Source organism: Pseudomonas sp. 34 E 7 (assembly GCF_900005715.1).
GTDB lineage: Bacteria > Pseudomonadota > Gammaproteobacteria > Pseudomonadales > Pseudomonadaceae > Aquipseudomonas > Aquipseudomonas orientalis_A.
The window spans coordinates 24,838-36,006 of the sequence record NZ_CVTX01000168.1 but is presented as its reverse complement, the minus strand read 5'-3'; the positions used below and the strand labels follow the sequence as shown (position 1 = coordinate 36,006).

The 11,169-nt window shown below is 61.7% G+C and carries 9 protein-coding genes and 1 pseudogene; 7 read left to right on the top strand and 3 right to left on the bottom strand.

Annotated elements, in window-relative coordinates:
- Nucleotides 1-67 precede the first annotated feature (67 nt).
- Both BFP96_RS22095 and BFP96_RS22090 read right to left on the bottom strand, forming a co-directional pair.
- Nucleotides 68-643, bottom strand: coding sequence for an ANTAR domain-containing response regulator (locus BFP96_RS22095; RefSeq protein WP_065887855.1), 576 nt, complete (start codon nucleotides 641-643; stop codon nucleotides 68-70).
- A 10-nt stretch (nucleotides 644-653) separates the two neighbouring features.
- Nucleotides 654-1,880 (bottom strand): CmpA/NrtA family ABC transporter substrate-binding protein, encoded by a 1,227-nt coding sequence (locus BFP96_RS22090; RefSeq protein WP_065937014.1) that lies wholly within the window; start codon nucleotides 1,878-1,880, stop codon nucleotides 654-656.
- A gap of 283 nt (nucleotides 1,881-2,163) precedes the next feature.
- Between BFP96_RS22090 and BFP96_RS22085 the strand changes: the two are divergent.
- From BFP96_RS22085 to BFP96_RS22065, 5 genes and pseudogenes are all read left to right on the top strand, one after another.
- A pseudogene (locus tag BFP96_RS22085) lies at nucleotides 2,164-2,952 on the top strand (secretin N-terminal domain-containing protein); the annotation flags it as partial.
- Nucleotides 2,953-3,058: 106 nt separating this feature from the next.
- A complete protein-coding gene (locus BFP96_RS22080) occupies nucleotides 3,059-3,280 on the top strand; it encodes a FliM/FliN family flagellar motor switch protein (protein WP_065887857.1) in 222 nt (73 codons plus the stop codon).
- 158 nt (nucleotides 3,281-3,438) lie between these two features.
- Nucleotides 3,439-3,825, top strand: a complete 387-nt coding sequence (locus BFP96_RS22075; protein WP_065937013.1) for a winged helix-turn-helix domain-containing protein — start codon at nucleotides 3,439-3,441, stop codon at nucleotides 3,823-3,825.
- Nucleotides 3,818-4,279 (top strand): transglycosylase SLT domain-containing protein, encoded by a 462-nt coding sequence (locus BFP96_RS22070; protein ID WP_065937012.1) that lies wholly within the window; start codon nucleotides 3,818-3,820, stop codon nucleotides 4,277-4,279. Before BFP96_RS22075 ends, BFP96_RS22070 begins: the two co-directional genes overlap by 8 nt.
- Before the next feature lie 85 nt (nucleotides 4,280-4,364).
- Nucleotides 4,365-5,384 carry a quinone-dependent dihydroorotate dehydrogenase gene (locus BFP96_RS22065; protein WP_065898153.1) on the top strand — a complete coding sequence of 340 codons (1,020 nt, stop codon included), beginning with the start codon at nucleotides 4,365-4,367 and terminating at the stop codon, nucleotides 5,382-5,384.
- 127 nt (nucleotides 5,385-5,511) lie between these two features.
- Here the strand turns inward: BFP96_RS22065 and rmf are convergent, their stop codons facing one another.
- Nucleotides 5,512-5,727, bottom strand: coding sequence for a ribosome modulation factor (rmf, locus tag BFP96_RS29515; protein ID WP_002553055.1), 216 nt, complete (start codon nucleotides 5,725-5,727; stop codon nucleotides 5,512-5,514).
- Nucleotides 5,728-6,258: 531 nt separating this feature from the next.
- Between rmf and rlmKL the strand changes: the two genes are divergently transcribed.
- Complete coding sequence (gene rlmKL, locus BFP96_RS22060) at nucleotides 6,259-8,517, top strand: bifunctional 23S rRNA (guanine(2069)-N(7))-methyltransferase RlmK/23S rRNA (guanine(2445)-N(2))-methyltransferase RlmL (protein WP_065937011.1); 2,259 nt, start codon at nucleotides 6,259-6,261, stop codon at nucleotides 8,515-8,517.
- A 269-nt stretch (nucleotides 8,518-8,786) separates the two neighbouring features.
- Nucleotides 8,787-11,168: a sensor domain-containing diguanylate cyclase gene (locus BFP96_RS22055; RefSeq protein WP_065892351.1), complete on the top strand. Its 2,382-nt coding sequence runs from the start codon at nucleotides 8,787-8,789 to the stop codon at nucleotides 11,166-11,168.
- Nucleotide 11,169 lies beyond the last annotated feature (1 nt).

Below are 11,169 nucleotides of genomic sequence, written 5' to 3'. Positions count from 1 at the left end.
CTTTGTCGTTGATGGGGCAACCGCCGTTGGCTACCTGTAACGGTTCTTTAGCAAGAGCCGCGCCAGATCAGCCGAGCAATTCGCTCATGGCAATAATCTGTTCGGCCACCTGAATCAGTTTCTGCTGTCGGCTCATGGCCTGACGGCGCATGAGGGTGTAGGCCTCTTCCTCATTGCAGTCCTTCATTTTCATCAGCAGACCCTTGGCCAGCTCGATGCGCTTGCGTTCCGCCAACTGTTGATCGCGGGCGTGCAGCTGGGCACGCAGGGCCTGGTCGCTTTCAAAGCGCGCCATGGCCACCTCGAGGATCGGTTGCAGGCGCTGGGCCTGGATGCCTTCGACAATATAGGCACTGACCCCGGACTTGATCGCCTGGCGCATGACAGTCGGGTCATGTTCATCGGTGAACATCACGATAGGGCGGGGCTGGTCCCGGCTGACCAGCACCACTTGTTCCATCACATCGCGGCCGGGTGACTCGGTATCGATCAGGATCACGTCGGGGCGCACTGTTTCGACGCGTGCGGGCAAGTCGATGGTCAGGCCGGATTCATCGATCACCTCAAAGCCGGCCTCGGTCAGCGCGGCCTTGAGCCGGCCGACTTTGCGCGGGGTGTCGTTGATCAACAGGATTCGCAGCATGCTCGTGCTCCTAGCGCAGCGCTTGGCGGCTGGTGTCATCCGCCATGGCGTGCAGGCGGAAGCTGCGGGCATAGCCGGCGGGGTCGGAGCCGTCCCAGATCCTGCCGTCGATCAACTGGCTGCTGCGCATGTCCTGGGCATGGGTCGGCACGCCCACGGCGCTGGCGGCCTGACGATACACATCCAATTGTTGCACCTGGCGGGCGACGGCCAGGTAATCGGGGTCTTCGCGCAGCAGGCCCCAACGGCGGAACTGGGTCATGAACCACATACCGTCGCACAGGTAAGGCAGGTTGACCGCGCCATCGGCGAAGAACCGCAGCGCATGCGGGTCCTGCCACTGGTTGCCCAGGCCATCTTCGTAGTGCCCCAGCAGTCGTGGCTCGATACAGTCCAGCGGTGCGTCGAGGTACTCGCGGGCGCTGAGCAGTTGGGCGGTGGAACGACGGTTTTGCGTGCTCGCTTCGATAAAGCGACTGGCCTCAAGAATCGCCATCACCAATACGCGCGCCGTATTGGGGTACTGGTCGACGAAGGCTTGGGTACAACCCAGGACTTTTTCCGGATGATTGGGCCAGATCGACTGGCTGGTCGCCAGGGTGAAGCCCTGGTTCTGCTTGACGGCGCTGGCGCACCAGGGTTCGCCGACACACAGGCCGTCGATGCGTCCCGCCTGCAGGTGCGCGACCATCTGCGGCGGGGGCACTACCACACTGTCCACGTCCCGCAGCGGGTGGATGCCCTGGCTCGCCAGCCAGTAATACAGCCACATGGCGTGGGTGCCTGTCGGAAAGGTCTGGGCGAAGGTGAGTTTTGTGCGGCTTTGGTGCACGTGGCGATCCAGCGCCTCAGGAGTGACCACGCCCTGCTGTTGCAGCCCACGGGACAGGTTGATGCTCTGTCCGTTTTGATTGAGCCCCATCAGCACCGCCATCGGGCTCGGCGCAACGCCGCCGATGCCCAGGTGCACGGCATAGATCAGGCCGTAGAGGCTATGGACGGCGTCCAGCTCACCGCTGACCAGTTTGTCGCGCAAGTTGGCCCAGGACGATTGGCGCTTGAGGTTCAGTGTGAGGCCGTAGGGTTGCGCAAACCCCTGGGTGGCGGCGACCACCAGCGAGGCGCAATCAGTCAGGGCCATGAACCCCAGGTCCAGGCTGCTCTTTTCCGGGGCGTCACTGCCGTTTACCCAGGCGAGCGCTGGGTTCACCGGGCTGCCGTCGACCGAATCGTTCATCAACACCTACCTTTTCTCGCAAAAAAAAGCGTCGCGCCCTCGGATGGCGATACCGGCCATTACAGGGAAACGACGCCTTTGTCCGTAGGCCCGCACCGTCGCTGGCGCGCGCCCTGATAGAGAGTGCATAGCAAGGCACATGCCACGGGGCAGCCATCAGCTTTCCATCATGATTGAACCTCGCCCGCCTTTCAGTATGGCCGCTCTTTTGCGTCCTCCTCCCCAGGAAAAACCCACGGTGCATGCTGATTCCGCCATTACGACCCGCCACCGCCTCGGCAGCATGCTGCTGTGGGGCGCGCTGTTGCTGGTCAGCCATGTGGCCCGGGGCGATCCGTATCAGGCCAGGGATGAGCGCCTGGACAGTTTTTTCACGGCGCTGTCGGTGCCGTTGGGGATGCCTGTGGTGGTCAGTCGGGAAGCGGCGCCCAAGCGTGTCAGCGGGACATTCGATTTTGACGCGCCGCAACAGGTCCTCGAAACGCTGGCCGGGCAGGAAGGCCTGATCTGGCACAGCGACGGGCAGGCCGTGTACCTCTACAACGCGAGCGAAGCCAGGACCTCTGCGGTGGCGCTGCGGTACATTTCGGTCAACCGGCTGCGCGGCATCATGCGCCGAACAGGCATGGATGAATCGCGCTATCCCTTGCGCGACAGCGGGGTGCGTACGTTCTACGTGTCCGGGCCGCCGAGCTACGTCAGCCAGGTGCTGCGGCTGGCGCAATTGACCGACCGGCAACGCAGTGAACTGCGTGTGGGGGCGCACGCCTTCGGTGTGGTGCAGGTGTTCAATACCCACGTCGAGGATCGGCAGCATGGGACCGGCGCAAACAAGGTCACGGTGCCGGGCATGGCCTCCGTCATCCAAGGCCTGCTGGCCAGTGAGCAGAAGGGCCTGCTGGCGGACAAGAACCTGACGCTGATCGCTTATCCGGACACCAACAGCCTCCTGATCAAGGGCAAGCCAGCTCAGGTCAGCCTGATCGAAAAACTGGTGGATGAATTGGATGTGCCCAAGCAAGTCAATGAAATCTCGTCATGGCGTGTGGAAGCGGGTCGTGACGAATCGAAGCCCCCGGCCGGGCCGCCGCCGTTGACGGCCGCGCAATATGAACGTGTGCAACGTGCGTTTGTCAGGTCGGGCGGCGAGCGTTCTCCCTGAATAAAGGCGTTAGTCCATGTACCTGGAAATACTGCTGCAGGAGCAACTGATCAGCCGCAAGCGACTGGCTGCGTTTGCGCCGGGCAAAGTCTTGCCTTTGGCACCCGAAGTCATCCATTGCGTGGAGGTTCGGGTCAATGGGCAACTGATGGCGGTGGGTGAGTTGGTGCAGTTGGAGGATCGATTAGGGGTGGAGCTGCATGAGGTGTATCAGGAGTGGCTGCCGTATTCCGGTTGAGGCGAATTGTCTTACAGCAAACCGCTGAAAGACGCTGATTGAATCGGGCTTTTCCTAACGTGATACGCGAGGGAGGTTTTTATAGTCATGGCATCGGGCAAGTGGGCCGTCACAGGAAGAATGGATTGAATGTCAGCAGTCGAACGTGCAGGTGCCTTATGGCGGTGGTGATTGAAGAATCGACAAAGTCCCTTGTTTTCGCTGATTGGACCTTGCATGACGATGGTCGGCTGACAGGCCGGGAAACCGACATTCAACTGCCGCCCAAAGAGGGCAGCGTGCTTCGATTGTTGCTGGCCTCCGGCGGTACGTTGATGACCAAGGACCGCCTGTTGGCGCTCGCCTGGCCCAGGGGCGAGGTGGCCGATGAGTCATTGACCCGTTGCATTTATGCCTTGCGCAAACACTTGAGCGCCGACAAGGGGTTTATCAAGACCGTGTATGGCAAGGGGTATCGTTTTACCTGCCCCGTGCAGGTAAAAGACGCTGAGCCGATGCGGGTGGTGCACACGTGCGCGGCATGCGGACAGATCAGCCATGTCTAAGCGGTGGGGCAGGGGCCTGATCCTCGGCCTGCTGCTGGGCAGCAACCAGGCCCTGGCCTACTGCTGGGATGAGGTGGCGCGTCGCTACGACTTCGAGCCGGAGTTGCTGCAGGCGATCGCGGCGGTGGAGTCGGGGTACCGGGCGCAGGCGATCAACGCGGTCAACGCCAATGGCACCCACGATATCGGCTTGATGCAAATCAACAGCAGTCACTTGCCTCGCTTGCTCGAGCTGGGCATCACCGAGGAACGGTTGCTGAACGAGCCATGTCTGTCGGTGGAGGTTGGCGCCTCGATTCTTGCCGGGTTCGTCCAGCGTTTCGGCTACAACTGGACGGCGGTGGGTTCCTACAATGTGGGGCCGGGCGCCGGAGCGCAGCGTGACGCGTTGCGCCTGCGATACGCCGAAAAAGTCTGGGCGCGTTATGAGGCCTTGATGGCCCACCGTAATTGACGAGTCGGCGGCACGCCTCGCATGCTGCCCGTCTCCCCGGCTATAATCGCGCCACCTTTCGCCGCCATCCGAGTCTAGCCCGCCCATGTATACCCTGGCCCGCCAGCTGTTGTTCAAACTCTCCCCGGAAACCTCCCACGATCTGTCCCTGGACCTGATCGGCGCCGGTGGCCGCCTGGGGCTCAATGGCCTGGTATGCAAGGCTGCGGCGAAAGTACCGGTGTCGGTGATGGGACTCGACTTTCCCAATCCGGTCGGGCTGGCTGCCGGTCTGGACAAGAACGGTGCGGCCATCGACGGGTTTGCGCAGTTGGGTTTCGGTTTTGTCGAGATCGGCACCGTGACGCCTCGTGCGCAACCGGGCAACCCCAAGCCGCGGATCTTCCGCCTGCCGGACGCCGAGGCGATCATCAACCGCATGGGTTTCAACAATCTGGGCGTGGACCATTTGTTGTCGCGGGTTCAGGCGGCGAAGTACAAGGGCATCCTTGGCATCAACATCGGCAAGAATGTCGATACGCCGGTGGAGCGCGCGGTGGACGATTACCTGATCTGCCTGGACAAAGTCTACGCCCACGCCAGCTACGTCACCGTCAACGTCAGTTCGCCCAATACCCCGGGTTTGCGCAGCCTGCAGTTCGGCGACTCGCTCAAGCAACTGCTCGAAGCGTTGCGCCAGCGCCAGGAAGACCTGGCGGTGCGTCACGGCAAGCGTGTGCCGTTGGCGATCAAGATCGCGCCCGATATGAGCGATGAAGAGACCGTGCTGGTGGCCCAGGCCCTGGTGGACGCGGGCATGGATGCGGTGATCGCGACCAACACCACCCTCAGTCGTGCGGGCGTCGAAGGCCTGGCCCACGGTGACGAGGCGGGCGGTTTGTCCGGCGCGCCGGTGCGGGACAAAAGCACCCATATCGTCAAGGTGCTGGCCGCCGAACTGGCGGGGCGCTTGCCGATCATTGCGGTGGGCGGAATCACCGAAGGCAGGCACGCGGCTGAAAAAATCGCGGCGGGCGCAAGCCTGGTGCAACTGTACTCGGGCTTTATCTACAAGGGCCCCGCGCTGATTCGCGAATCGGTGGACGCGATCGCCGCGTTGCGCTGAGCAATCGTCAGGCAATAAAAAGGGCTCCCTGAAGGAGCCCCTGGGCCGAAGCCCGCCGCCCGGATAGGACGTGCGTGGTTAAGTCGTTATCTATTCAAGTTGATGTGTCGGATTATAAATGCCCTGATTAGCCGACGGCGTGAAGTTCGTTGAGTCTGTGGATGCCCGCAGTGCCAGTCATACCGTCCCAGTTGTCGCCACGTCCTTCTCGCCAGCCATTGATCCAGGCTTGGCGTACCGACGGTAGAGTAAATGGGCAAAGCTCACGGGATTTTCCATGAACGCCATATTGATATCCGCGTAAAAATGCTCTTTCCAACGGATCACGCTTAAGTCTTCTCATAGGGTGTTTCCCTCACTTGTTGACTGTCTAGATATCCTTCGGCCTCGTCTGAGGCCGGGCAGAGTTTTTCTGCCGTTGGTGGGCTCGCTGCCGGCGTGGCGAGCCGATGTGTCGGCGTCGTTACGGCGCCAACCTGTGTTGAGTTCTAACCAATAGGTCACATGGATTCAATGATCGTTTTGTCATAAGCACGTAACGATAACGATGCTATAGCCATAAGCTGGGATGGCTTTTCGCCCCTTTTTTCAAGCAAAGCCAGCTATGATGTGCCCTGCGAAGGAAATGTGATTAATCCTTTGGTGAGAATGACCCCCTGTTGCAGTCGGTTATTATTCGACGAAGGGTCGGAATATTTCTTTTTGTTGCTTCAAATTCTTTTTCTGACCGTCGATAAAGGCCCGAGGGCCCGGCAGACGGGGTGGAACGGCACATTCGTGCCACGCGAGCGCTCTTCAAGAAAAGTGCTTGATTGAAAACCGAGCCGGCGATGCGTCGCCCGTTCATTTATTGCTGAAAAGCCTGGAATGCCCCATGTCGGACCGTTTTGAACTCTTCCTCACCTGCCCCAAGGGCCTCGAAGGCCTGCTGATCGAGGAAGCCGTCGGGCTTGGCCTTGAGGAGGCCCGCGAGCACACCTCGGCCGTGCGCGGCATGGCCGACATGGAAACCGCCTACCGCCTGTGCCTCTGGTCGCGCCTGGCCAACCGGGTGCTGCTGGTCCTCAAGCGCTTCCCGATGAAGGACGCCGAGGACCTCTACCACGGCGTGCTGGATATCGAGTGGGCCGACCACATGGTCAGCGACGGCAGCCTGGCGGTGGAGTTCAGCGGTCACGGCTCGGGCATCGACAACACCCACTTCGGCGCGCTCAAGGTCAAGGATGCGATTGTCGACAAGCTGCGCACCCCGACCGGCGAACGTCCGTCCATCGACAAGATCAACCCGGACCTGCGCATCCACCTGCGCCTGGACCGTAGTGAAGCCATCCTGTCCCTCGACCTGTCCGGCCACAGCCTGCACCAGCGCGGCTACCGCTTGCAGCAGGGCGCCGCGCCGCTGAAGGAAAACCTCGCGGCGGCGATCCTGATTCGCGCCGGCTGGCCGCGCATTGCTGCCGAGGGCGGCGCATTGACCGACCCGATGTGCGGCGTCGGCACCTTCCTGGTTGAAGGCGCCATGATCGCCGCCGACATGGCCCCCAACCTCAATCGCGAACTGTGGGGCTTCACCACCTGGCTCGGGCACGTCCCGGCGCTGTGGAAGAAACTGCACGCCGAGGCCACTGAACGTGCCGCTGTCGGCATGAACAAAACCCCGCTGTGGGTGCGTGGCTACGAAGCCGATCCGCGCCTGATCCAGCCGGCCCGCAACAACATCGAGCGCGCAGGCCTGAGCCACTGGATCAAGGTGTACCAGGGCGAAGTCGGCACGTTCGAGCCGCGCCCGGACCAGAACCAGAAAGGCCTGGTGATCTGCAATCCGCCGTACGGCGAGCGTTTGGGTGATGAGGCCAGCCTGTTGTATCTCTACCAGAACCTCGGCGAGCGTCTGCGCCAGGCCTGCATGGGTTGGGAGGCGGCCGTGTTCACCGGCGCGCCGGACCTGGGCAAGCGCATGGGCATTCGCAGCCACAAACAGTATTCGTTCTGGAACGGCGCCTTGCCGTGCAAATTGTTGCTGATCAAGGTCAACCCCGATCAGTTCGTCACCGGCGAGCGTCGCACCCCGGAGCAGCGCCAGGCCGAGCGTGAGCAAGCGGCCTACGACCAGGCTCCGACCGAACCGGCAGAGCGTCAGTATAACAAGAACGGTAACCCGATCAAGCCGGCCCCGGTGGTCGAACAGGCGCGCCTGAGCGAAGGCGGGCAGATGTTCGCCAACCGCCTGCAGAAAAACCTCAAGCAGTTGGGCAAGTGGGCCAAGCGTGAGGGTGTGGATTGCTACCGTGTGTACGACGCCGACATGCCGGAATATTCCATGGCCATCGACCTGTATCACGATTGGGTGCATGTGCAGGAATATGCCGCGCCCAAGTCCATCGACCCGGAGAAGGCCTCGGCGCGCATGTTTGACGCGCTCGCGGCGATTCCCCAGGCGCTCAACGTCGACAAGAGCCGCGTGGTGGTCAAGCGTCGCGAGCGCCAGAGCGGCACCAAGCAATACGAGCGCCAAAGCGCCCAGGGCAAGTTCACCGAGGTCAGCGAAGGTGGCGTGAAGCTGTTGGTCAACCTCACCGATTACCTGGACACCGGCCTGTTCCTTGATCACCGGCCGATGCGCATGCGCATTCAGAAGGAAGCGGCGGGCAAGCGTTTCCTCAACCTGTATTGCTACACCGCTACCGCCAGTGTGCACGCAGCCAAGGGCGGCGCGCGCAGCACCACCAGTGTCGATTTGTCCAAGACCTACCTGGACTGGGCGCGGCGCAATTTTTCCCTCAACGGGTTTTCCGACAAGAACCGCCTGGAACAGGGTGACGTGATGGCGTGGCTGGAAGCCAGTCGTGACGAGTTCGATATGATTTTCATCGACCCGCCAACCTTTTCCAACTCCAAGCGCATGGAAGGCATCTTCGACGTCCAGCGTGACCACGTGCAGTTGCTCGACCTGGCCATGGCGCGCCTGGCGCCGGGGGGCGTGTTGTACTTCTCGAACAATTTCCGCAAGTTCCAGCTGGAAGACAACCTCAGCGAACGCTATGCGGTCGAGGAAATCAGCGACAAGACCATCGACCCGGATTTCGCGCGTAACGCGAAGATCCATCGGGCGTGGAAAATCAGCGCACGCTGAGTCGCCAATGTGGGGGGGCAAGCCCTAATGCCAGTCAGGTAGGAGCGAGCTTGCTCGCGAAAAACGTCAACGATAAAGCGTGCTTCCTGAATGAACGCGGTGCCTGTGAGTTTTTCGCGAGCAAGCTCGCTCCTACAGACGGTATTAGGGCAAACCCCTCCCACATTAAGCGTGCGCATTTTTTACACTGGTCAAACCCCCGACGGATGGCTATAACTTAACGTCCCGCCAAAGTGACACCCCGCACGCTGGCGCTGTGAGTGTTGCCTATGCCGATGCAAGCCGTACGCCCGAAAATCCTTGGTTTTATCAGTGAACAGGCATCGGCTTGGCTGGTGGCATTGGTGGTAATGGCAACGGGTGGCGCGCTGACCCTGGTCATCGCGTGGGCCGCTGCCGACCTGTATCAGCAACAGGTGCGCCAGCGCTTCCAGTTGCTGGTCAGCGAGCGCTACAGCCGGATTCAGGAACGCTTCGAAGACCAGGAGCTGCGCCTGGATAGCCTGCGGCGTTTTTTCGTCAATTCCGACGAGGTGTCCCGCGCCGAATTTGACGGTTTCGCCCAGTCCCTGTTGTTGCACGCGCGTGCCTATGCCTGGGCGCCGCGAGTGTCCGGGGATCAGCGCAGCCAGTTCGAGCAGACCATCTCACGCCAGCGTGGCGCACCTTTCACCATCCGCGAATTGAATTCGGCAGGCGAGCTGGCGCCGGCGTCCGATCGCGATGAATACGTGCCGGTTTTATATAGCCAGACCCAGAGTCTGTTGGGCTCGCCAATGGGTTTTGACCTGCTTGCCCAACCCCTGCGGCGCGCGGTTGTCGAGCGCGCGCAAGCCAGCGGCCAGGCGGCGGTGTCCCAGCCCATGCAACTGGTGGGCCTGGAGCCGGCGTATGCCGCCGGGGTGCTGCTGGTAGCGCCGGTGCGCAAAACGGTCGATCCCCAGCCGTACGGCTATGTAATGGCGGTGATCAGCATGCGCCAGCTGGTGGCCGAGGGTTTGCCCAAGTCCAGCCGGGATAACCTGGTGATGCAGATCGTCGATACCTCCGACACTGAGCAGCGGGTGCTGTATGCGTCGAGCAATGTGCCGGGCGACAGCGATCTTGTCGCTGCCCGACGACTTACCCTCGGTGACCACGTCTACGCGCTGAGCCTGCGCGCCAGCGAGGTATTCGACAAGGCCAACCATTCTTCGACCCACACCATATTGGTCATGGGCGTGCTGCTGAGTGCGCTGCTCGCGGCTCTGCTCTATGTGCTGGTCAGCCAACGCCAGCGGGCGCTGGCACTGGTGGAGCAGCGTACCGCGCAGTTGCGCCTGCGTGAACAGGAACTGCGCGGCGCGCACGGCCAATTGCGCAGTGTGCTGGACGCGGCAACGCACGTCGCAATCATTGCCACTGACTTGCGCGGAGTCATCAACATGTTCAATGCCGGCGCCGAACGGATGCTGGGATTCAAGAGCGAACACGTGGTGGGCCACCTGACGCTGGAAAGCCTGCATCTGGCCTCGGAGCTTGAGGCCCGCGCCACGCGTTTGAGCGCGGCGCTGGGCAAGCGTATTACGCCGAGCCAGGCGATGCTGGTGGAAAGCCCGGACAGGCAGCACGACGCCCGCGAGTGGACGCTGGTGCGTGAGGACGGCAGCCCTTTGACCGTGAATATGCTGGCCACAGTGTTGCTGGATGACCATGGCCTGTGGGTCGGGCACCTGGCCATTTACCTGGATGTCACTGAGCAGAAGCGCGCCTACGAGGCCTTGGCGGCGCGGGATCGCTTGCTGAAAAAACTCAGTGTCCATGTACCTGGCGGTATCTTCCAGTTCACGCTGGAGCCCCACGATCGCTGGCGCTTCATTTACACCAGCGAAGGCATGCGCGATATCTATGAAATCGAGCTTGGCGTGTTGCAGCAGGATGCGGGCAAAATCCTGGAGCGCATTCACCCCCAGGACCTCGAGCGGGTACGCGCGTCAATACGCTTGTCGGCGCTGCAATTGAGCCATTGGCGCGAAGAATATCGCGTGCAGTTGCCCCAGCGGGGCCTGCGCTGGATTCGTGGCGAAGCGACCCCGGAAGAATTACCCGGCGGCGGTACGTTGTGGCATGGCTATGTGTCGGATATTTCCGATCTAAAGCGCGTGGAAGACGAATTGCGCACGCTGTCCATCACCGACTCCCTGACCGGCATCCACAATCGTCGCTATTTCCAGGACCGCATGAAAGTCGAACTGCTGCGCCTGAACCGCACATCGGGAGCGCTGTCGGTGATCATGCTGGATATCGACCACTTCAAGCGGATCAACGACCAGCACGGGCATGGTATCGGCGACGACGTATTGCGCGAGCTGTGCAAGCGAATCAGCCAGCGCCTGCGCCGCACCGACGTGTTCTGCCGGCTGGGCGGGGAAGAGTTCGTGGTGCTCTGCCCGCATACCGATAGCGCCCAGGCCTATTGCCTGGCGATGGAGTTGTGGCAGTCGTTGCGCAGTGTGCCGATGGCACCGGTGGGCGTCGTCACCGCCAGCTTTGGGGTCGCCAGCTGGCGGATCGATGAAGGTATCGATGGGTTGCTGCTGCGCGCGGATTCGGCTGTCTATGTCGCCAAACAGGCGGGCAGGGACCGGGTGGAACCCGCTCCCACAGACTGAA

Coding starts and splice junctions, on each gene's coding strand:
- BFP96_RS22070 (WP_065937012.1), top strand. CDS start 3,818: ATGTCTAAGCGGTGGGGCAGGGGCCTGATCCTCGGCCTGCTGCTGGGC.
- BFP96_RS22055 (WP_065892351.1), top strand. CDS start 8,787: ATGCCGATGCAAGCCGTACGCCCGAAAATCCTTGGTTTTATCAGTGAA.
- BFP96_RS22075 (WP_065937013.1), top strand. CDS start 3,439: ATGGCGGTGGTGATTGAAGAATCGACAAAGTCCCTTGTTTTCGCTGAT.
- BFP96_RS22080 (WP_065887857.1), top strand. CDS start 3,059: ATGTACCTGGAAATACTGCTGCAGGAGCAACTGATCAGCCGCAAGCGA.
- BFP96_RS22090 (WP_065937014.1), bottom strand. CDS start 1,880: ATGAACGATTCGGTCGACGGCAGCCCGGTGAACCCAGCGCTCGCCTGG.
- rmf (WP_002553055.1), bottom strand. CDS start 5,727: ATGAGAAGACTTAAGCGTGATCCGTTGGAAAGAGCATTTTTACGCGGA.
- BFP96_RS22095 (WP_065887855.1), bottom strand. CDS start 643: ATGCTGCGAATCCTGTTGATCAACGACACCCCGCGCAAAGTCGGCCGG.
- BFP96_RS22065 (WP_065898153.1), top strand. CDS start 4,365: ATGTATACCCTGGCCCGCCAGCTGTTGTTCAAACTCTCCCCGGAAACC.
- rlmKL (WP_065937011.1), top strand. CDS start 6,259: ATGTCGGACCGTTTTGAACTCTTCCTCACCTGCCCCAAGGGCCTCGAA.